28 protein-coding genes and 2 pseudogenes are annotated in these 26038 nt (G+C 36.5%); 12 read left to right on the forward strand and 18 right to left on the reverse strand.

Annotated features, from left to right (window positions below; translation table 11 throughout):
* Positions 1 to 211: 211 nt before the first annotated feature.
* Positions 212 to 436 carry a hypothetical protein gene (locus AAHB12_RS25740; RefSeq protein WP_342048020.1) on the reverse strand — a complete coding sequence of 75 codons (225 nt, stop codon included), beginning with the start codon at positions 434 to 436 and terminating at the stop codon, positions 212 to 214.
* Between the two features lie 492 nt (positions 437 to 928).
* The gene (locus AAHB12_RS25745) at positions 929 to 1204 is read right to left on the reverse strand and encodes an ArsR/SmtB family transcription factor (protein WP_342046149.1); all 276 of its coding nucleotides are present in this window, start codon (positions 1202 to 1204) and stop codon (positions 929 to 931) included.
* A 1137-nt stretch (positions 1205 to 2341) separates the two neighbouring features.
* On the opposite strand from AAHB12_RS25745, the gene AAHB12_RS25750 reads away from it, so the two are divergent.
* Positions 2342 to 2776, forward strand: coding sequence for a cupredoxin domain-containing protein (locus AAHB12_RS25750; protein ID WP_342048022.1), 435 nt, complete (start codon positions 2342 to 2344; stop codon positions 2774 to 2776).
* Positions 2777 to 3006: 230 nt separating this feature from the next.
* On the opposite strand, the pseudogene AAHB12_RS25755 reads toward AAHB12_RS25750, so the two are convergent.
* Positions 3007 to 3324, reverse strand: a pseudogene (locus AAHB12_RS25755) (DDE-type integrase/transposase/recombinase); the annotation flags it as partial.
* 151 nt (positions 3325 to 3475) lie between these two features.
* Between AAHB12_RS25755 and AAHB12_RS25760 the strand changes: the two are divergent.
* Complete coding sequence (locus AAHB12_RS25760; RefSeq protein WP_342048023.1) at positions 3476 to 5614, forward strand: peptidoglycan D,D-transpeptidase FtsI family protein; 2139 nt, start codon at positions 3476 to 3478, stop codon at positions 5612 to 5614.
* Between the two features lie 159 nt (positions 5615 to 5773).
* On the opposite strand, the gene tnpB is transcribed toward AAHB12_RS25760, so the two are convergent.
* Together tnpB and AAHB12_RS25770 are read right to left on the reverse strand one after the other, a co-directional pair.
* Positions 5774 to 6820 carry an IS200/IS605 family element RNA-guided endonuclease TnpB gene (gene tnpB / locus AAHB12_RS25765; RefSeq protein WP_342048024.1) on the reverse strand — a complete coding sequence of 349 codons (1047 nt, stop codon included), beginning with the start codon at positions 6818 to 6820 and terminating at the stop codon, positions 5774 to 5776.
* Positions 6717 to 7886 (reverse strand): GerAB/ArcD/ProY family transporter, encoded by a 1170-nt coding sequence (locus AAHB12_RS25770; protein WP_342048026.1) that lies wholly within the window; start codon positions 7884 to 7886, stop codon positions 6717 to 6719. Before AAHB12_RS25770 ends, tnpB begins: the two co-directional genes overlap by 104 nt.
* 359 nt (positions 7887 to 8245) lie before the next feature.
* On the opposite strand from AAHB12_RS25770, the gene AAHB12_RS25775 reads away from it, so the two are divergent.
* From AAHB12_RS25775 to AAHB12_RS25795, 5 genes are all read left to right on the forward strand, one after another.
* A complete protein-coding gene (locus AAHB12_RS25775; protein ID WP_342048071.1) occupies positions 8246 to 8593 on the forward strand; it encodes an ArsR/SmtB family transcription factor in 348 nt (115 codons plus the stop codon).
* Positions 8594 to 8616: 23 nt separating this feature from the next.
* A complete protein-coding gene (locus AAHB12_RS25780) occupies positions 8617 to 9267 on the forward strand; it encodes an MIP/aquaporin family protein (protein ID WP_342048027.1) in 651 nt (216 codons plus the stop codon).
* 29 nt (positions 9268 to 9296) lie between these two features.
* Entirely contained in the window at positions 9297 to 9698 is a 402-nt protein-coding gene (gene arsC / locus AAHB12_RS25785) for an arsenate reductase (thioredoxin) (RefSeq protein ID WP_342048028.1), read from the forward strand.
* A gap of 925 nt (positions 9699 to 10623) precedes the next feature.
* The gene (locus AAHB12_RS25790; RefSeq protein WP_342048030.1) at positions 10624 to 11718 is read left to right on the forward strand and encodes a GerAB/ArcD/ProY family transporter; all 1095 of its coding nucleotides are present in this window, start codon (positions 10624 to 10626) and stop codon (positions 11716 to 11718) included.
* Positions 11715 to 11855, forward strand: a complete 141-nt coding sequence (locus tag AAHB12_RS25795) for a hypothetical protein (RefSeq protein ID WP_342048031.1) — start codon at positions 11715 to 11717, stop codon at positions 11853 to 11855. The genes AAHB12_RS25790 and AAHB12_RS25795 overlap by 4 nt, the downstream gene beginning before the upstream one ends.
* On the opposite strand, the gene AAHB12_RS25800 is transcribed toward AAHB12_RS25795, so the two are convergent.
* From AAHB12_RS25800 to AAHB12_RS25835, 8 genes are all read right to left on the reverse strand, one after another.
* Entirely contained in the window at positions 11825 to 12010 is a 186-nt protein-coding gene (locus tag AAHB12_RS25800) for an aspartyl-phosphate phosphatase Spo0E family protein (RefSeq protein ID WP_342048032.1), read from the reverse strand. The two genes, AAHB12_RS25795 and AAHB12_RS25800, sit on opposite strands and share 31 nt — an antisense overlap.
* Before the next feature lie 278 nt (positions 12011 to 12288).
* On the reverse strand, positions 12289 to 12606 hold the full coding sequence (locus tag AAHB12_RS25805; RefSeq protein ID WP_342048033.1) for a DUF6980 family protein: 318 nt from the start codon (positions 12604 to 12606) through the stop codon (positions 12289 to 12291).
* A 395-nt stretch (positions 12607 to 13001) separates the two neighbouring features.
* Positions 13002 to 13247, reverse strand: a complete 246-nt coding sequence (locus AAHB12_RS25810; RefSeq protein WP_342048034.1) for a hypothetical protein — start codon at positions 13245 to 13247, stop codon at positions 13002 to 13004.
* Between the two features lie 225 nt (positions 13248 to 13472).
* On the reverse strand, positions 13473 to 13646 hold the full coding sequence (locus AAHB12_RS25815) for a hypothetical protein (RefSeq protein ID WP_342048036.1): 174 nt from the start codon (positions 13644 to 13646) through the stop codon (positions 13473 to 13475).
* Between the two features lie 92 nt (positions 13647 to 13738).
* Positions 13739 to 13918, reverse strand: a complete 180-nt coding sequence (locus tag AAHB12_RS25820; protein WP_342048038.1) for a hypothetical protein — start codon at positions 13916 to 13918, stop codon at positions 13739 to 13741.
* A gap of 362 nt (positions 13919 to 14280) precedes the next feature.
* Positions 14281 to 14913 (reverse strand): LysE family translocator, encoded by a 633-nt coding sequence (locus AAHB12_RS25825; protein WP_342048040.1) that lies wholly within the window; start codon positions 14911 to 14913, stop codon positions 14281 to 14283.
* Positions 14914 to 15237: 324 nt separating this feature from the next.
* Positions 15238 to 15576 carry a hypothetical protein gene (locus AAHB12_RS25830; RefSeq protein WP_342048041.1) on the reverse strand — a complete coding sequence of 113 codons (339 nt, stop codon included), beginning with the start codon at positions 15574 to 15576 and terminating at the stop codon, positions 15238 to 15240.
* Positions 15577 to 15694: 118 nt separating this feature from the next.
* Positions 15695 to 16333: a helix-turn-helix domain-containing protein gene (locus AAHB12_RS25835; protein ID WP_342048043.1), complete on the reverse strand. Its 639-nt coding sequence runs from the start codon at positions 16331 to 16333 to the stop codon at positions 15695 to 15697.
* Between the two features lie 536 nt (positions 16334 to 16869).
* Between AAHB12_RS25835 and AAHB12_RS25840 the strand changes: the two genes are divergently transcribed.
* The 3 genes and pseudogenes from AAHB12_RS25840 to AAHB12_RS25850 all read left to right on the forward strand — a co-directional run bounded on the left by AAHB12_RS25840 (position 16870) and on the right by AAHB12_RS25850 (position 19031).
* Complete coding sequence (locus AAHB12_RS25840) at positions 16870 to 17520, forward strand: plasmid stabilization protein (protein WP_342048044.1); 651 nt, start codon at positions 16870 to 16872, stop codon at positions 17518 to 17520.
* Positions 17521 to 17647: 127 nt separating this feature from the next.
* Entirely contained in the window at positions 17648 to 17953 is a 306-nt protein-coding gene (locus tag AAHB12_RS25845) for a hypothetical protein (protein ID WP_342048045.1), read from the forward strand.
* Positions 17954 to 18135: 182 nt separating this feature from the next.
* A pseudogene (locus AAHB12_RS25850) lies at positions 18136 to 19031 on the forward strand (Rpn family recombination-promoting nuclease/putative transposase).
* 318 nt (positions 19032 to 19349) lie between these two features.
* Here the strand turns inward: AAHB12_RS25850 and AAHB12_RS25855 are convergent.
* Positions 19350 to 19568, reverse strand: coding sequence for a DUF3903 domain-containing protein (locus AAHB12_RS25855; RefSeq protein ID WP_342048046.1), 219 nt, complete (start codon positions 19566 to 19568; stop codon positions 19350 to 19352).
* Positions 19569 to 19942: 374 nt separating this feature from the next.
* On the opposite strand from AAHB12_RS25855, the gene AAHB12_RS25860 reads away from it, so the two are divergent.
* Positions 19943 to 20602 (forward strand): TetR/AcrR family transcriptional regulator, encoded by a 660-nt coding sequence (locus tag AAHB12_RS25860; RefSeq protein ID WP_342048047.1) that lies wholly within the window; start codon positions 19943 to 19945, stop codon positions 20600 to 20602.
* A gap of 51 nt (positions 20603 to 20653) precedes the next feature.
* Positions 20654 to 21850: a YhgE/Pip domain-containing protein gene (locus tag AAHB12_RS25865; protein WP_342048072.1), complete on the forward strand. Its 1197-nt coding sequence runs from the start codon at positions 20654 to 20656 to the stop codon at positions 21848 to 21850.
* A 117-nt stretch (positions 21851 to 21967) separates the two neighbouring features.
* Here the strand turns inward: AAHB12_RS25865 and AAHB12_RS25870 are convergent, their stop codons facing one another.
* The 4 genes from AAHB12_RS25870 to AAHB12_RS25885 form a co-directional block, all read right to left on the reverse strand.
* Positions 21968 to 22411, reverse strand: coding sequence for a DUF6262 family protein (locus AAHB12_RS25870; RefSeq protein WP_342048049.1), 444 nt, complete (start codon positions 22409 to 22411; stop codon positions 21968 to 21970).
* Positions 22411 to 23550 carry a tyrosine-type recombinase/integrase gene (locus tag AAHB12_RS25875; RefSeq protein WP_342048051.1) on the reverse strand — a complete coding sequence of 380 codons (1140 nt, stop codon included), beginning with the start codon at positions 23548 to 23550 and terminating at the stop codon, positions 22411 to 22413. The genes AAHB12_RS25870 and AAHB12_RS25875 overlap by 1 nt, the downstream gene beginning before the upstream one ends.
* A 505-nt stretch (positions 23551 to 24055) precedes the next feature.
* The gene (gene aroQ, locus AAHB12_RS25880) at positions 24056 to 24499 is read right to left on the reverse strand and encodes a type II 3-dehydroquinate dehydratase (RefSeq protein ID WP_342048053.1); all 444 of its coding nucleotides are present in this window, start codon (positions 24497 to 24499) and stop codon (positions 24056 to 24058) included.
* A gap of 76 nt (positions 24500 to 24575) precedes the next feature.
* Complete coding sequence (locus AAHB12_RS25885; RefSeq protein ID WP_446715617.1) at positions 24576 to 25898, reverse strand: MFS transporter; 1323 nt, start codon at positions 25896 to 25898, stop codon at positions 24576 to 24578.
* Positions 25899 to 26038: the final 140 nt, after the last annotated feature.

Below are 26038 nucleotides of genomic sequence, written 5' to 3' on the forward strand. Positions count from 1 at the left end.
AATTGTGTTTGTTTGTTTTTCTCTACTTGTTTTCGTTCCTCACGAGACAGATATATTCCTTCCTTGATTCTTCGCTCTAGTTGTTTTCGTTCTTCACGAGAACCATACGTTTCTGACATGATGCCTCTCTCCTATGTGTAATCTACTGATGAAGAAGAACTATGTTAAGTAATCTCCTTTTGTTAACTTACTATATGTTAAATTATAGACGTTATATTTGAACTAATACTTTCTCTTTTATAACGCGTACATAGCGTACCAAAGAGGAGTCTATAATAGAATTTTCTTCCCGATTTTCCACAATACAAAATGGGCTGTGTTCCATCCTTTCTAATACTTCTTGTACAATCTCCTCTTTGTTTACATCTAACCCTTTTATGATTGTTTCCTTTTTAATCTCATTATCCAAAGTATAGCAAACAATAAATTCCTTCAAGTCCAATCTTCCCTTTTCATAAAATTTATCTCCTACATAAGCATGCCGCTAGTGTTCAGTTTTGTCTTTTTTAGACGTTATACATGAGATAAGTATCCACATAGATAAAATCAAGGATAATATTCCTACGATTTTTTTGATATACACATATGTGTCATCTATAAATCATTCATAAATACCATAGATAAAACCCGAAAAGATGACGATCAAATCGGGTAAAGAAATTCTCATCGCTCCCACTCCCTTGCGTCGACCATTTATATACATTCGTAAGGAACCTCATTTTTAAGGGGGGAATTACGTACAATTCTTCATAATCTTTGCTATATGTAAAAGGGGTCCTTTCCAGAAATAACCGTAATAAACGTACAGCTGCAATTACCTGAAATGGAGATTTCAACTCATAATTAGATTAGGAAGGTTTTAAGCATATAAAAAGCGAACCGCCGCAGCGACTCGCCTCTGATGAATGTATGCACCAATAGCTAATAATTAGGCACTGATTACCGCATCAAGGATCGTTTCCACTCGCTTGTCCTTTACCTCATAATAAATTTCTAAGCCTTTGCGTGTTCCTGAAATAACCTTGACAGACTTCAATTTCGATAGATGTTGGCTAACTGTACTTTGCGGCATTCCGAACTCCTCGTAAAGAGAAGTTACATTTAGCGGACCGTTTTCGATCATGAATTTTACAAGTGCAAGTCTTACAGGATGGGCAACTACTTTTAACAGGTCTGCGCTATCATTAAATTTTTCAATATTCATTTCATGATTCCCCTTCTCTTTTTCACCCTCTTATCATAATGCATTAATGTTACGAACATATTAATATAGTAATACGATCAAATAACTTTTTGGTATCTACCTAACGTTGTAACTTAACTTAAATCCCAGGTATTATCTGAACATAGATTTATGAACAGAGCTTTTGGACATATTTATAGGGAAAAATCTACGAAACTAAGACTGAAATGGATGTGTTCAGAAACTAGTGACTTTCTGAACGATGTATAATAAAGAAATAAAATGAAAAGTTACCTTTTCAGGTGACCTTCCATTCATAAAGTAGCGACATATAATTCTGAAGAAGATATGCCAAATGAAAAAGAAAGGTATGCGTCAAATACTACGCACCACATTCATAGGTGGGGAGTATTTGGCGCTACCCCATTATGCTCTATTTATTCAGTATTATTCTAAAAGGAAAAAGCCATACACCGGTTAATGTATAGCCTTCCTTAGAAAGTTGGTTTTGGCATACTTCACAGCATGCTAATGTCAAGTCATTGAAATGCACCAGCACTTCCAGCTACTGGATACACTCTTATTATGTACTTTTTGCCTAGAATTATTCAACAAAGGAAAAAGCTATCCAGAATGAAATGGATAGCCTCCCCTCAACAGTTAGGTTTTGTTCATCCCGGCAATATTGATACCATTGATACCAAGGGAGACTCTATTGCGGGATGTAATCATATTATAACACTAGGTATTATAGGAAATACAGAAATTTGCACAGAATTTTACGCGCAGGGTGGTTCAGTGTCGTCTTTTTAGTTTTGTTAGGAAATGAGATGGAAAACATATATCAAATATTTTGTTGCCTGTTTAGATCTTCCATCTGTTTCTAAATGTGGGCATGTGACGGTATCCCTTCATGGAAAGTTAATCCTTTTTTCATCGTATTTTAATCTAGGGGATTTAGAATTTGCATTGAAAGTAACTACAATGCGAAAGGGGTCACACATGCATGAAATCCCGTACATTACAAGTTTTGTTTGGAGTAGTAAGTGATGATTTGGGATAAGTGCAGTAGGGTTAGGGAGGAATATGAATGCGGTGGTCAATTCCTTGTATGATGTACTCTAACAGCTTTCAAAACTTAACTTTGAGGTGGATTGTATGATCGTAAAAAAATGGTCGGTTTTATTGGCCGTATCTGTATTGATGGTAGTCATGCTGAGTGCATGTGGAAGTAGTACGAAGCAAACAAAGGAGTCTGCTGCATCTGCAAATCAAACAACGCAATCAACAGCAAATTCTGAAAGCAGTGCTAGCACTTCGTCTTCTGCAAATGTAGTTGACATAAAAGTAATGGCAAAAGATTTCGAATATGACAAGAAAGAAATCCATGTCAAAAAAGGTGATACAGTAAAAATTACCCTCACTAGCGATGACGGAGGCCATGGTTTTGCGATTCCGGCTTTCAATGTAGACATTCAAGGAAATGGAAGTGCTACATTTACCGCTGATAAAGCAGGTACGTATGAATACCATTGCTCTGTTATGTGTGGTTCGGGTCATGCCAATATGACGGGGAAATTGATTGTAGAATAGGGACAAAGACGTTTCAGTTCCCAATATGTGACCTAAGAAAAGGTGAAAAACTGTTCTTCGTTTAACAAAAACGGGTTAGACGAGGAGCGTTTTTTTTATATATTGACATGTCAAATCATGACATGGACCGTTAACAATCTGTCATTTGTATTGCTTATTCTCTAAAGGGGTTCTGGTGCAAATACAATGAAAGTTTGAAAAAATAAGTAGACTTCTTTCGGAATCCTACCTTATGCTGTAAGTCCAAACAACTGATGTATCAATTCTTTCTGGTTTTTGACAGACTTCTCCCGTAAGAAAACTTGCTTCTTTCGAAGCATATGCATCGCTTCCATACCACTCAATATCTTTTTGGCAGTTCGAAACGATTTCAATCCTAGCATAGAATGAACTCGCTTCTTTATAAAGCGATGATCTTGCTCAATGATATGATTTAGGTACTTCTGTTGTCTTATTTGTGTGCCAGAAGGCATGCTTTTTTCTTCTTGTAATTCTTGAATCGCTACAGAATACGCTGGATTCTTATCGACTGTGATCACGCCCTTTTTTTAGAGTACTAGTATCAGTATGTCCAAGTTTACTAGATTTCTTGCACCAGAACCCTTAGCTGTACCACGTTTCACAAGATTAATAGTGGGATGCCATCTTATACTAGACGCTTCCCTGCGCTTGTTTAGTAGAGTAAAGGAAGGACACATTATGAAGACAAACAATAAGAAAGAAGCAAAAAAGATTCAAGTACCATTTCGATTAAATATGTTATTTTTCTCTGTGTTTTTGCTGTTTTCTATACTCATTGTCCGTTTAGCATTCGTACAGATTGTGTACGGAAGTGATTATAGAAAAGAAGCAAAACAAACAACTGATTCAGTGGCGAATGTCTCTGTTCCGCGTGGTCTCATATATGATCGCTATAATCGAGTTATCGTAAATAATGTGCCTTTACGCGCCATTACATATACGAGAACAAAGAATTCTACGGATAAAGAACGCTTAGAACTTGCAAAAAAGCTAGCAAAACTCATTGACATGCCGACTGATAAAATTACAGAGCGGGATAAAAAGGATTTTTGGATACAATTGAATCCTGAACGTGCGAAGGAAAAAATTACAAGCGAAGACCTCCAGCTATACAAAAAGCAAAAGATTGATGATAAAGAACTATATAGTCGTCAACTTGCACGAATTACAGAACAAGAATTGAATGAACTAAACCCTGGGGATTTAAAGGTTCTGGCCATTAAACGTCAAATGAACAGCGGATATGCAATGACACCTCAAATCATTAAAAATCAAGGTGTAACCGATAAAGAGTATGCATTGGTTAGCGAGAACTTAGATCAGCTTCCAGGTGTAGATACAACGTTGGACTGGGATCGCAACTACCCAAATGGGAATACCTTTCAATCCATTTTAGGCAGTGTAACAAAAAGCGATCAGGGTTTACCTCAGGAGAATCTAGATTACTATCTTTCCCGCGGTTATGACCGTAACGATCGAGTTGGAAAAAGCTATATTGAGCAGGAATATGAGGATGTACTCCAAGGTACAAAAACCCAAGTAAAAAACATTACGGATGGTAAAGGGAAAATTTTACTACAGGATATTATTTCTAAAGGACAAAGAGGAGATGATATCAGTCTTACAATTGATATAGAGCTCCAAAAGCAAGTAGAGCAAATTGTAGAAGATGAACTAAAAAAAGAGCGTGCAACAGGAAAATCCCCAATGTTAGATCGGGCTTTTATTGTTATGATGAATCCAAAAAGCGGAGAAGTTTTGTCAATAGTCGGGAAACAAATTGTCGACAATCATGGAACCCAAGAAGTACAGGACTTTGCTTTAGGAGCAATGACCAGCTCTTATGCGATGGGGTCAGTTGTTAAGGGTGCTACCTTGCTAACGGGTTTCCAAACAGGGGCTATCCAACCTGGAGAAGTACAAGTCGATGCACCAGTCAAAATAAAAGGTACTCCCCTCAAAAAATCCTATGAGAACATGGGCCCTATTAATGATTTGACAGCTCTGAAAAAGTCATCCAATGTGTACATGTTTAAAACTGCAATGAAGATTGCTGGTGTGAATTATGTTGAAGGTGCGCCTTTAGATGTAAAACAAAAGACATTTGATACGATGCGTTATTACTTCAGTCAATTCGGTCTGGGAGTTCCTACGGGGATTGATTTACCAAACGAATCAGCTGGCCTAAAAGGAACTACGGACAAACCAGGATTTCTATTAGACTTCGCAATTGGGCAATACGATTTATATACGCCGCTACAGTTAGCCCAATATGTTTCTACCATTGCTAACGGCGGATACCGTATCAAGCCAGAAATCTTGAAAGAAATACGAAAAGCGCCATCCGAGCCGGATGAGGCTGCAAAAGTTATACAATCTAGTGAACCAACTGTATTGAATCGTATTGACATGAAAGATGACTATATCAAACGCGTACAGGAAGGATTCCGGGAGGTTATGCAAGATTCAGGAGGAACAGCTAACAATGTGTTTGCTGGAGACCCATATAATCCAGCAGGAAAGACTGGAACTGCACAAACATTCTATGATGGTCCTAATATGGCTTGGAGAAAAGGCGGAAAAGGCGGGACACCACTGCCTACTTATAACCTAACTCTTGTCGGATATGCGCCTTTGGATAATCCAGAAATTGCTTTTTCTGTTGTTGTCCCGTGGGTAGATGAAAATAGCCGAATTAACAAGAATATTGGAAGAAGAGCTTTAGATGCATATTTTACTTTAAAAAAGCAAGAAACAGATGTGTTAAACTCTAGCGATCCAACTCTTCAACAAAGCTTAGAATCTAACAAAAGCTAAGAAGAGACATTGAATCACCCCCAGTTACTCACTACGTTCGTTGAACATGGGGGATTCCTAAGTACAGAAGCCTTTCGGCTTCTAATTTATTAGGCTACGCCCGTCATTCCGACGGTTGGCAGTCCAAACGACTTTGTAGCAAGTCTCCTGCAAAGTGAATCAGTTTGCGATTGCTAGGTCCTTTATATTTTTGGAAGCATTGATGTCAGCGTTGTCTTCATGACCGCAAGATACACACTTGAATGAGGCTTGTGTTTTGCGGTTCTCTTTCGCTGTATGACCGCATACATTGCATGTTTGTGACGTACAATGTGGATTCACAGCTATGACTTGCTTTCCATACCACTTTGCTTTGTATTCCAGCATCCTGCGAAATTGCGACCAGGATACTTCACTAATTGCTTTTGCAAGATTACCGTTTTTGAGCATGTTCGCTACCTGTAAATCTTCAATCGCTATGACATCGTGGTTTTTGATGATGTGCGTTGAAATTTTGTCCAAGTAGTCCTTTCTCGCATGAGCAATCCGTTCATGAATGCATGCTACCTTGATACGTTGTTTATTCCAATTGGAAGAACCTTTCTTACGTCTGGACAGAATGCGCTGTGCATGAGCCAACTTCTCCTCTAATGTGCGAAACCATTTTGGATTGGTAAACACTTCACCATTGGAAAGGATGGCAAAGTTTTTTAAACCCACATCAATTCCTACACTGGAATGAGTTTTAGACAGTTCCTGCACTTCTGTTTCAACTAATAAAGATACAAAGTACTTGCCAGAAGGAGTTTGTCTGACAGTAGCTTTCAGGATACGCCCTTGCACCTCACGACTGTTTGCAAAACGAATCCAACCTAACTTCGGCAATTTCATACGATTGCCTGCAATACTTACTTCAGGAAGCTGATTCTTCTTTTCAATATTTGTCGTGTAAGATTGCACCTTATTTTTCTTACTTTTAAAACGTGGGGCTTCATTTTGTTTCTGAAAGAAACGGTCAAAGGAGTCTGCAAGATGTTTCAAGGATGATTGCAGAGAATGTGAATCAACCTCTTGTAACCAAGTGAATTCTTGTTTCAGTTGTGTAAGTTGAGAAGAGCAAGCACTATAGGATAAGCCTTTTCCTGTTGCTTGATATGTCTCGTTCCACAAAGAAAGGAAGCGATTGAAGACAAAACGACTGCAGCCAATTGTTTTCGCAATCAGCACTTCTTGTTCTTGTTCCCCTATAAACAACCACTAACAAGCAGGGGATGCCCTCCTTACATATAGAATAATCACCTTCCTCTATGTGTTCTGCATAATTGGAGGACAAAATTATTGACCAAAAGATAAGAATACAACCAATTGGTAAAATAATCTGTTGATGATTTTTTAGCTTGAACAAGTCTACGATTCCAATTAGGGAACAATAAAAAAAGATGGATGCCTTGAAAAATACCGTAATCAACATAGTAAAAACAACAATAGCATCGAGTCGTTGGATAAACTCGAAAAGGTTTACTTTTCCGATGGTTGCTAACAAAGGAAAAGTTGATCTCTCCACTTTTTCAACACCAAGAACAGCTATATTTAAACTTATTGTATAACTTAAGGCGAGCCCACTTGAAATTAAAGCAGACAACCATACTTTTTTATATAATCCAGGTTGATTTAAATAAGGAAGTACCATTAGAAAGACAGCCATTTGACCAAAAGGAAAATGGCTAGTCTCCAGAAGAGCTGTCGTTACGATTGGTTTCCATCCATTTTCCAGAAACGGCTGCAAATTATGGATATCGAAATTACCTGAAAGAAAAACAAGAAAATTTCCTGTGAAGCCCATAAAGAGCAGAAAGACAATGAAGACTTCTGCTGTTCTCCCTAATACTTCAATACCTAGATAAAGTACATAACAAATGGGAAGAACAAATAAGATAATGATTGCTAATAACGGTGTTTCGGTCAGGGTCCATGAAAGCAGCAACTCCCCGAAACTACGAATCTGATGGGCAGTTTCATACAAAAAGGAGATAATGCATAACAGGCCAATGATCCACCCCAGGTATTTACCAAATACTTTTTTGGCATATCCGGTAAGTGGTAGATTTGAATATTGACGAAATAAAAAGGAATAAATGAAAAATGGGATAAATCCCACGCACATTCCTAAAAGAATGGCCAGCCAGGCGTCCTTTTTGGCATCTATTCTATAAGGTATAACCAATGCAGTCCCCATCTCAAACATAAACATTAGGAAAAATAGTTGAATGACACTAATTTTTGCTTTCTCCATTGTCTAGGAGTTCCCCCCTTTCCCAAATGATTTAATCCGCACGTTTGTCTATCTCATCTAGTTATTCATCCTATCCTATTTTCCTATTTTTAATACTTTTAAGAAGCAATGAATGTATATCCTATACAAATCTAGTTAACATAACTCATCATTATCGGAATTCAATGTATTTAGGAAACTAATAATATCCATTCAGACCGCTTATCTGTAGGGTTTTTTAGTTAGTATAATCAAGTATTATCGGAAGTTTTTAATATAAATCAAAAAAAATTGATTTAATATTTGCATGATGTAATAAGAAATACGTATACTGTAAACATCAAAAAAAATTGATGAAGGGAGATAACTCTATGGTTGTAATGAAGCAACAGTTTGAGCAGTATGAGAAAAAATTTAAAGCGTTGGCTGATCAAAAGCGTTTGGAAATTATGTATGAGCTTTGTCAAAGAGGAAAAACATGTGTATGCGACCTTACTGGAATCTTTGAAATGTCTCAATCTAAGTTATCATACCATCTAAAAATTTTGTTAAATGCAGGTTTGATTGTAAAAGAAACAAAAGGTACATGGAGTTATTATGATTTAAATGATACAGAAGTAAATAACTTGTTGTCAGAGGAGCTTTGTTGTGTCTTCAGAAAAGCAGGAAAAGGAAGCTGTTGTGCAGATATGAAGCCTAATACTGTTTCCGGTAGAGAATGCTGTTAAAAATATAATACAGGTGTGTAAAAATGAAAAAGAAACTAACCGCAGAATTTTTAGGAACATACTTTTTAGTTTTTGCTGGAACAGGAGCTGTTGTGATCGATCAAATCACACATAGTTTAACACATGTTGGGATTGCGCTAACCTTCGGACTTGTTGTGACTGCACTTATTTATACATTTGGACATATTTCAGGTGCGCATTTTAACCCAGCTGTTACGATTGGTTTTTTCCTACTTGGAGATACAACCAAGCGTGATGCAATATCGTATGTGATTGTTCAGCTGTTAGGTGCGATATTAGCAAGTATGACACTGCTTTTGTTATTCGGAAATGTTGCCAAATTAGGCGCAACATTACCAAGAGGAACAGAGATTCAATCATTTGGTTTTGAATTTATTCTTACCTTTTTTCTTATGATGATTATTTTAGGATCGGCTGTTCATGGAAAAGCGGTTCAATCATTTGCTGGACTTGCAATTGGAGCTACGGTTGGGCTGGAAGCCATGTTTGGTGGACCGATAAGCGGTGCATCTATGAATCCTGCACGTTCCATTGGGCCAGCAATCATGTCAGGTCACATGGAGCATCTTTGGATTTATATTGTTGCTACTATACTTGGTGCGATTGCGGCGGCTTTCGTCTATAAGTTCATGCATGAGGAACAACAAATCTAATACATTACGTACTAAAGGAGACATAACAGATGGAAAAGAAAACAATTTACTTTTTATGTACAGGTAACTCTTGCCGCAGTCAAATGGCAGAAGGATGGGCAAAACAACATCTTGGAGATGAGTGGGATGTACGCAGCGCTGGACTTGAAGCGCATGGACTGAATCCAAATGCTGTACAGGCAATGAAGGAAGTAGGAATCGATATTTCGAATCAAACTTCTGATGTGATTGATCCTAAGATTTTGAATAACGCAGATTTAGTCGTTACATTATGTGGTCATGCGGGAGATAATTGTCCTGTAACACCTCCACATGTACCTCGTGTCCATTGGGGATTTGATGACCCAGCTGGGAAAGAGTGGTCTGAATTTCAACGTGTTCGTGATGAGGTTGGGGCACGTATCAAAGAGTTTGCTGAAACAGGTAAATAAGCAAAAGAAAAAGACTTTTCATACGCTGAAAGGTCTTTTTCTTTTGTGTACCATAATATGTCCAGTTAATATAAGATTCGTTAGAAGCAGTAACCATATCTTTATTTTTGTCTACACATGAGCTTTTTTTCCGCTTTACATACTCGTTTATAATATCCTAGCAAGATTAGTAAAAGGATAGGGTCAACAACTGCTGAATGCCATATACTCCACCATCCATAATGAAAGTATCCCCAAGGTTGAGGAAGCAAAGTAATACTCTCATACACCAATATACTTATAGTCCAACAGATAAAATAAAGTATTTGTTTACCCAATGATCCTTTAAATGGATACCAATTTAAAAACATCATGTTAACAGGAGGAAGTAAAAGGATATGGGCAGGCAGTCCTGACCAGTCTATCTGTTTTGAAAAATACCAGTAAGCATGGTACTTAAAATCTGCGAATAGATCAAAGATATTTTGATACGCGATAGTAAATACCCAAATATGAAAAATTTGATTTTCTGTTAGCCTTTTATTTGTTTTAAAAGCAATAATGTTAAATATGATGATGCTAATAATAAGTCCGATCATACGCGTAACTTTGGATTGCTGTTTTCTAAAGTGATGGTATAGCTCATTTTTTCACTCTCTTTTTCATAATGGAATACAATCTTATTTTTCCAAAAAAGAATAAATTTTATGTATATTCCATACATGTCGGGTTGACATAATCCCATGCTATCGGGAGTCAATATTTCTAATAACCTAAAAAACCCCCTCAGATCCTGAAGGGTTTTTTGTTAACATAAGATTCGAAAGAGGAAGCTAACTTCACTATTTATCGGCTTCATTGATCACATATACTAACAACTTTAGGGAATCATATATTTCAAACTGGTCGTTCAGAAAAGCCTAATGAAAAATAGAGGGATGAAGAAATGAATCGATATTTTTATTATTTAATAATGATAAACATGATAGCAAATGTTGCAGCATCCGTTCCTACAATTTTATTAGCAGCTAGAGCAAAGGGAGCAATTGTTTCCATGATTCTCGCCCTCATTACGGGTTCTATGGCTACTTATACAATAGCCCGTTTTTTCAACAAATTCCCTGGCAAAGGATTACCTGAACTACTAAAAGAGTACACTCCGAAATGGATTACAATTCCACTCCTTATGCTCCTTGTAGTTGCCTGGTTTTCAGCAGGATTAACAACTCTTATTAACTATTCCTTCGTACTGAATAGATTTTTAAGTCCAGATATGTCACTACAATGGATTACTGCTATTTTTCTATGCTTTATTTCATTTGGCATATTAATGAATTCCAAAAGTGTGTTATATACGCTTGAAGCCATTTTAGTGTTCAGCATTCCTCTCGTGCTCATCCTGATGATAAAAGCATATACGAGCGAAGGTATGGAATGGGACTATGTGAAGGAGTCTATCATGTACATCTATCACACTCCTAGCTACTCTGCATTTTCTGCTGCTTTATTTCCAACCCTGGGTGCAGCCAATTTAATTATTTTCAATCGTGTATTTACGAAGAAGCAAAGGATAACTTTGCTTCAAATTGGGCTCATTTTCTTCATGTTAGCAGGGAACTTAGCCACTACTTATTTTGTCCCAATCGGATATAATGGATTTGAACAGGTCAACAGAATCCTTTATCCTTGGTCTCGAACAAGTGATGCCATGCGGCTGGATTTCGGATTCATTGAACGTGTTTTATTCGTTTTCCTAGTGTTATACCTGGTTGTTTCATTCTTAAGTATTTTAATTCATTGGCATGTAGTGATAGAACTCTTAAAAAAGGTGATTTGGTTAAAACGCTTCAAATGGAAAGAGCGTAACCTTACGCCCTATCTGTTTGTTGGTGTGTTTTGGTTTATTAGTCTACAAACAGCCTCCTACATAACAGGATATCAGATCACCTTATATGCAAATTATTTTTTTAACTGCTTGCCGGCCTTTTTTACAATTATTTTTCTCGTGTTATGGTTCATAAACAGGAGGGCAAAAACATGAATTTTTTTGTCCTTGCACAATTTTTTGCGGCTTGTTGTAGCTCTTTCGCCAAACCAACAGGCCAAAAGCAGGGGAAACAAAAAGCCGGCCTGCGCCAGCTTCACATTCAACAACATAGTTCTATTTTTTTTTCATAAGAAAGTTTTTGATGGATTAGGATAAGTTGGTCTAGTTGCTGACTACAATTAACTGTTTCAAGACTATTTAAGCCTGTTTCTTTAACTGTTTGATGTAATATTACTTTAAACTGGTTAATCTTTTTTTCTAAATCCTTAATATCTGTAAACAACATAATAAATAATTCCCCTGATCATCCATTTTACATTGTAATAGGCTTCTTTATGTACAAGTAATATTATGTGAAAAATCTTATATGATTGGAATACATATGACAAAACTTCTTATAAGATGACAGACAATTTCTTATGATTTTACATAATTCGCAAAAGCGGAAATTATTTGCATTTTATAAATTTCCAACCTCTAAATTCAAAGTTTTCCATTTACCTTCCTTATCACTTCATTCCTAGGAGATTTTCCCGTTAACATAACATCCGTTATCGGGAGTAATTATTTCTCGTTATACCATTCATCTGTATGAAACTTTTCAGGAATATTCTGTTCAAATGGATCATCATATCCTAACTCTTCAAGCTTATCAAACCAAGCATCTCGTTTTGATTCTGGTAATTTGGTTCCACACCAAGGACAATATTCAATGTCTACTGAAGATGAACCACCATCATGAATAATAAGACTGTACTCATCAAATTTTACTGAATAATAGACCAAGCTATCGGGACATTCAAAAGGATTGGAATGAAGAGAACAAGTACGATTCGTGTATTCCCCCATCGTGTCACAACAATGCTTTTTTATATAAATCATTCCTTTCTAGTTCACATAATGTGCGATATAGAAAGTTCTTAGTTCAACTACTTTTACTTTGTAACGACCTATATCGTAAAATATTTATGGACATTTGGGTTCTCTGCTTCTCTTTCAATAAAATCCGTTAATTTTTCTTGAAAGAGGAGCATTTTTTGTTCATTTTGCTTTAATTCATCTATATTTACACTTTCCAATACTGCGTGAATACCCAAATGTTTTTGAATTAAGATTTGATATTCCGGCTTTTTATATAACTCTTGAAACCAATCTAATTCTGTAAGTTGTTCAATATTGTGTTTAATACGTTTTTCGGAAGGTCTAATGACAGCTCTCTCCCTTCACCAATAATAAATAGCAACCCCCTCCCCTTAAAGAGAGGGATTCCACAATGCCTATTGTTCTTCTGGTTGTTCTAAAGAGACAATGATGATTTTCTTTTCAAGTGGTAGTACATTAAATTGTGTCGTCCAGTTTATTTTTTGAAAGGAAAAGCCTTCACCAAATTTTGAGGAGGAAATCCATAAAAATACGTCCTTCTCTTCATCAAAGAGGATAAAATTATTTTCCTCTTTGTCCACCATACCCTCTAATGTTTTCTCCATTTGCACTTCAATAGTCCAATCTCTAAAATGATACATTGTCATCTCACCTCAAACTGTATTTCCCCTTTTCTATTTCCTTTATTTTACCATTTCAAGAAAACGATGTATTGTGTATGTTTGGATGTATTTCATATTCATGGAAGGTTAACATAATCCCACATTATCGGAATTCAATGTATCTAGGATTATACAAAAAATACCCTCCAGTTAAGTGATCTGGAGGGAGCCTATTAACATAATCCTCGTTAGCGGAAGTGAAAGTTACTCTTCCTTACTGATTCCTTTTACGATCTCTATCTCAGCTCTTCTAACCAGTTTTACATTCTGATTGTTATAACTGACTCCCCCTTTTTTTCTAATTTCAATCATCTCATTTTTATAATCATAAATGACTATGTACACATCCCCCTGAAACCTCACTTCTTTCCCAAGCACTTGATTGAACCCCCTTTTTACAAATAAAATTGTTAATCTGTATGCAAAGATATATGGATTTTTGTTAGAGGGGAAAAAAGATATTAAAGAGGTTAAGAAATATTTTTATACCTAACTCCTTTAAATTTAATTTTTATATCATGCTTGTTCTCGAATTCTACCTGTTTTTTAATTTCTTTTACTTGATATATCGCATCGTAGATCCCATTGGCATTAATGAATAAGTCTCGTTTGTTTCTATTCGTATCAAAAGTAAAGATATACTGTTTCATTGTATTCACTCCTTACTAAATTCATTTGTTATAATGACATTGTACACTAATTATTGAATTATTTTCCATTTTCGTGTTAGTTATTATAACAATGAAAATTGTGACAAAATTCGATACAACTAGAGATAAATCCAAAGGTAGTACGATTTTTGTATACCCTATACACGTCCAGTTAGCATAAGTCGGCATTATCGGAATTCAATGTATCTAGAAGTCTATAAAAAATCCCTCCAGCTAAGTTGATCTGGAGGGTATTTGTGTCCACATAATCAGTGTTATCGGAAGTTAATTATTCAACTTTCATATTTCTTGCTTCCCTTACAATTGTTCCAAGAAGATAGTCAAATCCTTGACAGTTCCTCTTACTGTCTGCGTTCAAAAGCAAGACGTGCAGCAAGACCTGTCAAGACGCTTGCCATGAGCCAACGCTGCACTCGCAGCCAAGTTGGGCGTGTGCCAAACCACTTGGCAATTCTACTCGCTGTAAATACAATTAGGAGGTTGACTATAAAGCTAACGGTTATTTGTGTAAGGCCCAAAACTGCACCTTGTAGAAGCAACCATCCCTTCTCAGGATCTTCAAATTGAGGTAGAAGTGACACATACAAAATAGCAATCTTGGGATTCAGTAGATTAGTCATGAGTCCCATCAGAAATAACTTCCGTGGTGGTTCAATAGAAATAGTACGAGGTTCTAGAATAGATGTAGCACCGGGTTTAATCGAATTCCAGGCGAGCCAAAGCAAGTAAGCGGCACCTGCCAACTTGACTGCTTCGTAGACAACGGGAACAGCAATGAAAAGAACTGTAAGTCCGAACATTGTTGCGATTATATAGATTAGGAAACCAAGCATGATACCCAAAAGAGAAATGAATCCTGCCATGCGTCCCTGCGTAATGGAACGGGAAATGAGATAAATCATGTTAGGTCCAGGTGAACAAACCATGCCAAGTGAAACGAGTGCAAAAGCTAGCAAAGTACCAAAACTGACCATGAATCTTCCCCCTTTTATCTTACATAAGTTTTCTTATTGTTCATTTTATCATGATTAACGGGGGAAAAGATTAATGTATACTCTATACATGTTAAGTTAACATAACATGGCATTATCGGAAGTAAAATGGCGAGGGATTCCCTCGGGCATCCGCGCCATTACTAGGTTTCTCGCAATCTCTCAATTTATCAAGTATGCAGGATTTTATGCAATGCCCTAATGGCGTGGGTTTCAGCCTCCCCATCCTTTGACAAGGCTCTCTATTTTTTGCATAAAATCCTGCATATAAAAAACCAACCTTGCGGTTGGTTGATGTAAAATTTGCTATTGCCTTACAGCTTCTTCCTTGGGTATTTCCTCTGAAATTTCAATTGTATAATGGTTTAGATCAGATTGACTCAGATTTGCTTCTAAATACTGTCTTAGTCCTTGTTTATTTTTGATGTCTTTTATCACAATAGAAATTATAGGATCTGTATCACCATATGAAACGCTCGATAGTCCAAATTTCTTCCATGCAGAGTCAAGAATAGATGATGTACTATAAGGCTGTTTTTCTGTGGCATTTGTATAAACAATGCAACTTAAGATAATCACATTTATCATTAGAGCAGAAAGAAACTTTTTTATAGTGATCTCTCCTTTCTCTAAAAAGCACACCATCTAACAATTCCATATTCCTTTTCATATTCCTTTTGTCTAGGGCCTTTTTTATTTGTTGGTTCTAAAATTTCACGGATAGTGCTTGGAATTTAGTATAGATATGCTGTAATTAAGGGATTTACCATTTCTTCCACCACGGTTTTTTAGCTTCTTGATAGATTTCTTGAATTTTTTGGTCAAAGGCTTTGTCACGATCAGTAATATATTCTAGCATTTTCTTCATTTTTTCGATTTCCTCATCTTTTTCCTTTTCTCTTCTCTGTGCTTCTTGAAATTGTTTTCTGATTTCGATTTCAGCTTCTTCAGATGCTTGGAGTCTGGAAAGGATTTTTTGATTTTGTGTCTCGATTTGCTCTATCTGTTTTTGAAATGAATATGCTAATTCTTGGAGAGCGTGTCGGATTTCGTGCGGAGCTGTATCGGCTTGAGATTCCTTATATACCAACGGTTGCACGCTTTGTGTCGGTGATTTTTGTTGCTGTCTTCGTGTCACTGATACAAAAGCCGCCATATCAAGGCTTACTCCAGCTTCTTTTCGGGCTTGGATAAGGTCTCGGAAGACTAGTTCGTCTGTATCACTAAATACTCGTGTATTATTTTCATTTTTACGGAAGACATATCCGGATTTTTCAAGGGCTTGGGCGTATTTCCTGACTGTACTCTCTGCAATTCCAAATGTCCGAGCTATGTCATTACTCTTTAGTTCCTTAGGGATTCCCTCAATTACCTCGAGTTCTGTATCGCCTGTATCAGTCATTGCTATCACCTCTTTTCTTTATTTTAAGCGATATAGCGGCGATATAAAGACAATAAAAATGTTTAAAGTAAACATACCAGAAAACAAGAAAAAATCCTGCATATCCATACAGGATTTTGGGTCAAACTTTTTTATAAATTATCGAACTTTATTTCGAAATCATAGATTGTAATGTAACTTAAATCACAGGGTATTATCTGAACATAGAATACTTTATGAGTTTTTGAACATAAATCAATCTAAAAAATATTGAAACTACCTGTCACATTTCTGTGTTCAGAAAATAGTGGTTTATTGAACATTCCCACTGCGTGTTGTTTTGAGCAGGAACATCTAACTCTCCTCTCTCTATTCAATAACAATAACATTGATAGCATTGTTATTGTTACTATAATTCTGTTCACATTTCCTTTTTAAATCAAAAGAACTAATAAATCGCCATAAGTACAGAATATTCTATTAATTATTTGATACAATGAAGCTAGTAGCAAATGTTACTCTATGTTGGAGAGAAAATATAGGGGGAGGAAGGAATAATGGCACATAAAATGACACTAACAGGTTCTCCAGTTAGCGATGTTCGGGATTGTAACACCTACTTCTCATTTGAAATGAAAGAACGAGGAAGTATCGCTCCTCCAAAAGGTATTCCATATAAAAGTACTTCTATTGTGTATACGGTGTTTGTTAGTAAAAAACAGTTTAATAAATTAAAAGTGGATACAGAGAAATTTCACCAATATCGCTTTCTTATACAAGGGGAACCGACTTTAGAAGCGCCCCTAACAGACTGTCCTGGGGAAATCGGTATTATATGTATGCAAATTTCGGAACTACCAAACAAAGAAAAAGAGCAGCCTAAAGAGTCAAAACAGATGAAAGAGGAAGCCGAGAAAAAAATGATTGTGAATGAGGAAAAAGAGCTCGTCAGGTTAGATGTAGTGCATACTCTTCCAGAAGGAGCAACAGCGATCATTCCATTGCAAGATATTTATGTTCCAGATCCTATTTTGCAAACTACACCAAGAGCAGAGAAACAAGAGAAAGTCATTCGTAAGATCCAGGAAACAGGGACCATCGATCAACCTATTTTAATTGATAAGGAGACAAAACAATTAAAAGATGGATATAGTCGATACTACGTTGCTAAAAAGATGCAGTTAGAACGAGTTCCAGTGTGTTACTGACATGTACTGGAGAGATGAGCTATGAAGAAACAATTCATTTCATGAGTAGTCTACCCTACTCAACATCCTTAAAGGAGGTGCTGAACGTTTTCACTTATGAATAGGGTTACGAGTGTCTACGTCTAACATGATGAAAAATCATACTATGAGAAATGGTCAACTTATTCAAGTCAATAAGAAGTTTTCCTCATTAAAACAAAAGCAAAGGGAATGGATTACAAGGGAGCTTAAAGAAAGATATATACAAGCCATGAAAGATAAAAACATGAAACTTCATCCAAAAATACGTGATCAAATCTTATATGATGTGTATGACATAATTGAAGAAAAAGAAATATGGATACCTCTGGGAGAGGTAGAAAGGTATTACTACAGCAAAATTTCCTCTTTTGTTCGCAGTCATCAAAAACGCCAAATTAATAAAGGTGAGTAAGTGAAATAAAAAGTGGCCGGTACACTTATCTTCATAGATCAAAACGTAGCTTGTTCGGAGGAAACGTAATTGTTTTATAATGACTGGTTATCTATCAAATGTTGCTTTGGTCATTTGCATCTATCTTGCTGTATCTTATACAATGAAGGAAAAAGAATATAATAGGCAGGGAGAGAAACCCCATGTCCCATCAATTAGTGAATTTACGGATTGATTTTGCATTCAAACAGTTATTTGGTACCAAAGGAAATGAGGATATTCTAATTGGATTCTTGAATGCAATGTTAGAGCCATCTTTACATGCGCCGATTACATCTTTGCAACTAGATGATCCACATTTACACAAAGCTTATGAAGACGATAAGTTATCTATTTTAGATTTATTAGCTACATTAGATAACGGAACGCAAATAAATGTGGAGATACAATTGAGAAATGCGCATGACATGGTGAAGCGTTCTTTATATTACTGGAGTAAATTATATACCTCACAAATGCAGGAAGGGATGCCATATCATTCCCTTCGAAAAACGATTACCATCAACTTATTAGATATTTTGTATTGTTCTCCACATATGAAGAATTCCATACGACAGGACAATTGTGGAATACGCAAAAGCAACAAGTTTTAAGTGAAGATATCGAAATCCATTTCGTAGAAATTCCAAAACTTGTGAAACAGTGGAGAGAAGAGAAAATTAATCCGTGGGAAAATGCGTTTGTTCGTTGGATGCTATTATTACCAGCACATGAAGATAAACATTTAACTCGAACATTGGAGGAGATTGCGATGAAGCAAGATCCAATTTTACAAAAAGCAATGAATAAATGGGAGAATATGAGCCATGATTCCTCGTTCCGTCGTGCATATGAAGCACGGGAAAAATTATTATTAGATGAACAGGCGAAGTTGGCTCATGCTCGTGAAGAAGGCTTAGAGGAAGGTTTAGAAAAAGGGATTGAACAAGGGAAAATGCAATTAATTCGTGGGATGCATAAGAACGGAATGCCATTAGAAGATATTGCGAAATTTACAGGATTAAAAGTGGCAGACATACAACAATTCTTACAAAGTTAAATCATTGTACAAAAAGGGGAATCAATTAGATTCTTCTTTTTGTTTCGTTTCAAAAGGTATACCTTTTGGCACGCCTTAACATTCTATAAAACTATATACTCCCTATAGTCCCTAAAGGTATAAAGTCTGTTTTAGGAACGTCCCAACTAACATGTACACCTTTAGGGACTTTTCTTGCTGTAATACTGATATAAAAAAGATAGCAGGTGTTAAAATCGATAAGACCGTGTTCCACCAAAAAGGAACACGGTTTTTTTTGTTCAATGTAAACTAATGTGTAAAAGATAACTATTAAGAATATAAAAGACTCAAAATTACTTAGATCTCCATAGTAATTGGTTCTGGGACATTATCTGCGCTTGAAGAAGAATGCAATTCAATGGATGTGGCAGAACCAAAACGACGATGAAGTTCCTGCCTAACTTTTTCTACAGCAAAGAATTCAGAAGAGGCATACACTGTAATACATTCACCTACAACTCGATTTCCAATGGTCATCGTGTATTCAACTTGATAGGGAGAAATCATTTGTTTCATCCTTCCTTCTACTTGTCTTTGCTACAGCATATGAAGGAAGAGTTTGAGGTATTCCACTAGGTTGGTAGTTTCTATTCTTTACCTCATGCCATGTGTCGAGGATAGCCAGTCTTACTTTTATCGCGAGAGCTCCCTTTCCTATGCGGAAAGGGGTCATGACGGTATGACAGTCGTGTATAAGAGTAGCGAGGTGATGATGCCCTTTTACATACTATGAAAGAAATGTATGCTCTTCCTTAGGTTATAAAACCAATAAGCACTATTTTTGAAAGTGATTACTCACTTTTTATTGACTTTCAGATAAATATTGGTTAATGTCTATTTGAAAGTGATTACTCACTTTTATATAAACTGTGTAAGGATGCGAATAGAATATGTCTAATAAAAATCTCATAGATGAAATGATAGCCCATGCTAAATTATCAAAGAAACAAACAGACAAACAACAAAAGGTAGTGGAAGCCGCCATTAAAGTTTTTGCGGAAAAAGGATTTGCCAATACCTCAACTAACGAAATAGCCCAGGTAGCTGGGGTAGCTGAAGCAACTATTTTCCGCCATTACGGAACGAAGGATAACTTACTACTTTCTGTTATATTACCTTTCATAAAGGACTTTATCCCCCGTACGGCTGATGAAATTTTTAATGGGTTAATGTCTCAAAATCCAGCGACATTTGAACAGTTCCTAAGAGCACTTATTAAAAACCGAATTGATTTTATAAGTGATAATAGAAAACTATTTCAAATCTTGGTAAAAGAAGTAATGTATCGTGAAGAGTTTAAACAGGAACTCGCACCTTTAGTTTTTGAGAAAATATTTCATCATTTCATAAAAGTTATTGAAACATTTAAAGAGCGTGGGGATTTGATTGAAAAACCAACTCCCGTTCTTCTTAGAATGTTATTAACCTTCCTGTATGGCTATTTTACTTCACGTTTCGTGTTAATTACGGACAACTTTGTGATGGATGAAGAAGCAGAATTAGATGAAGTTATACGTTTTATACTGGATGGTTTAAGGAAACCAGCATAATAATTTTTGTTTTTTAAGAGTTAAAATTAAATGGAGGCTTAAAACATGAATATTTTAAAGAATAGACTAGTCTTGTTATCCCCCATAATTGCATTAGCAGTTATATTTATTTTTTCACTGACACTTTTCCCATCGGTCCAACCTCAACCGAAAAATTTGCCAATCGCGATTGTTAACGAAGACCAAGGAGTGCAAATTCCTAATCAACCAAAGATGAATATGGGTGACACAATCGTTGAAATGATACAAAAAACAGCAAAAACAACAACGGACGAAGACCCTGCTGTGAAATGGGTTGAAGTAAAGACTGCAGAAGAAGTACAAAAAGGAATGGATAATCAAAAATATTATGCAGCATTGGTGATTCCGAAAGATTTCAGTACTAAACAAACATCATTGCAGACGCCAGCACCTTCTTCACCAGAGGTACAAATATATATAAATCAGGGAATGAATACGGCGGCATCAACGATGGCGGGACAGATATTAAACGGAGTAGTAGATAATATGAACAACAATGTTCGTACCCAACTGCTTGAAGGATTTGAAAAGCAAGGTGCAACTTTAACAGTAAAACAAGCTGCAAGTCTAGCGACCCCTATTGTAAAAAAAGTCACAAATGTTAATGAAATTGGTACTAATAGTGCAAATGGCAATGCTCCTGTTTCTTTATTTCAACCATTATGGATGGCAAGTCTAGCGAGTGCAGCTATTATCTTTATTGCTGTTAGTAAATTATCAATTTCTAATCGAAAAGAGAACTTTTTAGCAAAATTTATACAAATTTTAATAGGTGCGATTGTCGCTCTTGTTGTTGGATTTGGATTAACTTGGCTAGCAGATGAGTTGATAGGATTACACATTCCACAATTCACAGATACAGCGTTATTTTTATCAATTACTTCCTTTAGCTTTTTCCTAATGATATTAGCTGTACTTTCACTATTGGGACTTAGAGGTATGCCTATTTTTGTCTTAATGCTTTTCTTTGGTGCACCATTGCTTGCAATGGCCCCAGAAATGATGTCTCCATTTTATCGAGATTGGGTTTATTCTTGGTTGCCAATGAGGTTTATGGTACAGGGTCTACGAGAGTTGTTCTTCTTCGGTAAAGGATTAACTTGGAGTTTTCCTGTATCTACCCTTGTTTGGATTGGAGTAGCGAGCATTGTAATAATACTCATCTCCGCTTTAAAACTTTCAGTAGACAAACATAAATCTCTATCCAATTTGGAGGCTAATCAATAATTACGGTAATTCAAAAAAGCAGCTGTTCTGTTAAATATATATAAAGACAATTAGTGCCCGAAATATAAAGCCTGTATCTTAAATTACCAAGTAATCATTGATACAGGCTCTTTTTTATTAGAATGGAAATTCAATGTCCGATATATTAATTTGTTCGTTTCCAGACGGATTATTTGCCAGCTTTCCAAGCAATTTGGTGTTATCTTTTTTTAGTTTTCGGTTTTCTTCTTCTAATGTAGCTAATCTTCGTTTCAGTGATTCAATAAGCTTGTCTTTTGAACTTTCACTGAACGTCTGTTTTTTAGTTATAACCTTCAACTTCTGATTTTGCTTCTTAATTGCTTCGTTAATTGGCTTTAAAAGCTCTTTCTCGTGAGTGTAAAGAAAAGTTTTGCTTACACCTGCCTTACGGCATATTTCAGCCTTTGAAACAGGTCTATTTACAGGGTCATCTAGGAGCGTGAGCTCCTTTAAGGCAGCTAAAACTGCCTCCTTCTTTGTTTGACTTTGCCTCTTTTTTTCTTCTACCATTTTGGAAGTGTCAGGCTTAAAATTAGCCATTACTTAACACCACCTGTGTAGAAATGTTTTGCTGCTTCAAATGTTTCACCTTTTTCAATGAGTTCTAATGCCATTTCGTGGAACCGTACTACCTTATCAAACTCCTCAACCTTTTCAGTGAGTCCAACTATTTTAGCTTGGTCACGATGTGTTTTAAATGCGTCTAGAGTGTCTAGAACTGCATTTTTATGTCTTGGGTATATCTTCTTCTTAATGCACGTTTTACAAGCCACCTGATGAGGACAGGAAGGCATTTTGTATGGGTGTTCACAACACCCATCACCTTGGTCGAAAATAGCGATAATTTTGTTTTTAACCCACTTGTTGTCACCAAACATTTCTTCTGGTTCCGGAAGGTTATCTTTAATTGCTGTGGCACCGGATTTTACAAGAAGTTTATCAAGAAACTCCTTCTTCAAACGTTGCTGGTACACCATAATGTATTTTTCGGTCATGGTAACTGATGAATGTCCTAGAAAGTTTTTAACAGCGTATATATCTACTCCGGCGTCAATCATTTCCGTTGCTACCGTGTGCCTGAATTGATGTGGTGATATTTTATAAATATCTCCAGATTCTGCTCCAATGTCTGATAGTGGGATTTGGTTACAGATTTTACCTAATACACTTGTAGCGAAAATGTTATAATTAACAGCTTCTGTTATGGGTTTATCTTGTTTATCATAAGCAACGATTTCTCTGAATAAATACATCCGCTTGTCCGATGCAACAGAAGGTAAATCTTTCACTCGTTTCTTTTGACGTAAAACAGCACGTTCAACTATGTTTCTTCCTTCGGAATCCTTCATATGGGCTAATGGTACAATCAAATCCTTTTTTATCTTAGCGATACGATGATCAAGATAGAGTTGTGGGTCTCCGTCTAAATCGTATTTTAAGCAATCAATATCACTGCCATCTGCAATCAAATGAGCAACGTCTTCAAACCGTCTTCCCGTATGTCTCATAATGATAATAAAGTCCCAATACTTTGGCTCTACTATCGGCGTTTCTTCACCAGCTTCCAATAAAGGATGAAAACTTTTATAACCGGCTAAAGCAGTTAACTCATCATATTTTTTTTCCCGATTTTCGGGATTTTGTAACACTTCAAAAAAATTCTTCTGTGCTTTTGTCATCCAGGAAGTATCAATAGCTGTAACAGGGAAGGGAGTAACACACGTGGCAACAGAACACGTATGTAGAACGTGGTACGTTTAGACCGCTACGCTCAGGGAATACCTCTTAATACATACAGCCGACCTATAATGTTTTTACATAGGCCGGCTGTATCTGCTTAACGTACGATTTTTTCCGTTTCGTGACGTGACCCCAATAAGAACAAGCAAAATAATAGAAGAGGCTTGGCGTCCGTAGAATAGATCTAAAAATAAATTTTGAACACGTATTACATGTAAGTCCCAGCAGCTATTAATGCCCCGGTTTCAATATCGGTAGGCAAGTTATCTCCCTTGTTGAACAATCAAATAATCACTCTAGCATAAAAGATAGCAGCCAAGGCCTTTTTGCTTGGCTGCTTTTGCATTTCTCGTTTTACTAAGAAAAATCATCAGTATTCCTATAAAAATTAACTGTATAATCCAGGCATTTCTGTTGCAATATTAATCAAGTTTACCAGACTTCTTACACCTGACCTATCGCTGCTACAGCTGCTCTTAAGCCAAGAAGGTAACTTTCGACCCCGAATCCGCAGATTTGACCCGTTGCAATTTTGGCAAAAACCGAATGATGGCGAAACTCTTCTCTCTTATGAATATTGGACATATGAATCTCAATAACTGGTACAGTGAGAATTTCAAGAGCATCCCGTAAGCCGTAACTGTAATGAGTCCAAGCACCGGGATTAATGATAACAGCATCTTTATTCTCAAAATATGCCTGATGAATCTTTCCACACATCTCACCTTCGTGATTGGTCTGAAAGCATTCTATTTCAACATCTAGCTCTCTTGCAAGTTCATTCAAGCGTGCGTTAATTTCCTCAAGAGTAATCGTGCCATACTGAACAGGATCTCTCTTTCCGAACATGTTGTGATTAATTCCGTGCAGCATAAGAATTTTTTTCATAATATCTCCTCCTACGTTTTAAAAATCTCGATTTCTCGTTTCTACATCAATAAGCTACCTTACTTTCAGTTTCTTATTAACTATCTGACAACTTAACACGTTTAATTTCACCTACAACAAAGATATAAGACAATGCCCCAATAAAGGCAACTATACTTACATAAACTAGGGCTCCATTAAAAGAATTGGTCGCGCTTACAATAAAGCCGATTACAATTGGTGTTAAAATTCCACCTAAATTTCCTATAAAATTAAATACTCCACCTGCTAAACCAACTAATTCCTTTGGTGCAATATCAGACACAAGGCTCCAACTAATTGCTGACATCCCTTGTGCAAAAAATGCGATAGACATAATAGTAATGACCAAACTAGGGGATGACATATAATTGGCCAATACAATCGAACAAGCGCCTAACAATCCTATAATGATAGGTGTTTTACGTGCAATTCCAACTGATATCCCACGTTTTATCATTTTATCCGACCAATACCCACCTACAAGTACGCCAATACCTGCCGCTATGTACGGAATAGAGCCAAGAAAACCAGCTTTCTGTATCGTAATCCCTTTTTCTTGAACAAGATAGCTTGGAAACCATGTTAGAAAGAAGTAAAGAGTTGATGCATTACTAAACTGTCCAATATAAACCCCGAAAAATTGACGGTGCTTAAAAAGATGAGTGACCTGCGACCAACTAATTTTTTGTTTTTCATTTACACTATCGGCAAGTCCACCACCTTCACGAATATAATCCATTTCTTCCTTATTAATATACTTACTGTCCTTTGGATCGCGATAAAATTTAAACCAAACTAAAGCGAAAAGTAATCCGACTACCCCTGTCACAATAAAGATAGAATGCCAGCCAAAAGATGATAGGAGCCAAAAGAGAAATGGAGTAGCAATGGCCAAGCCTACATATTCACCCGCTGTATACACCCCAGTAGCAAGGGCGCGTTCTTTTTGCGGAAACCATGATGCCACAATACGATTGTTAGCAGGAAAAGCAGGTGATTCGGCAAAACCCAGTCCAAGACGTAGTCCGAACAACGAGGTAAAGCTGTTTGCAAACCCCTGGAAAAGGGTAAACAGTGAGAATCCTATAAGGGAGATTCCATATACAAGCCTTGGTCCAAATCGATCGATAAACCACCCTCCCGGAATTTGCATAAAAGCATATGTCCAACCAAAAGCCGAAAGTATAAGACCCATCATAGCTGGATTTAAATCTAAATCACCTTGAATAGCAGAAGCTGCTACTGCCATGTTTGTCCGATCAAGATAGTTAATAGCTGTTCCTATAAATAGCAGAGACAGAATCATGAAACGGGCACGCGATCGTTTCCTTTGCTTAGATATCTTATCTTCTTCCCTTAATGGATGATTCATTGCCATTCCCCCTTAAAATATTAGTGACAATATTGATATGAAAAGACAGATAATGCTAACTATCACTAACTAAACCACAATAGAATTCCTTTGGGAGGCATTCATAAGGCTGACCTAAATCTCCCTCGAACAGTTCAACCCCTGAC

The sequence above is a fragment of the Bacillus sp. OTU530 genome, from assembly GCF_038440375.1.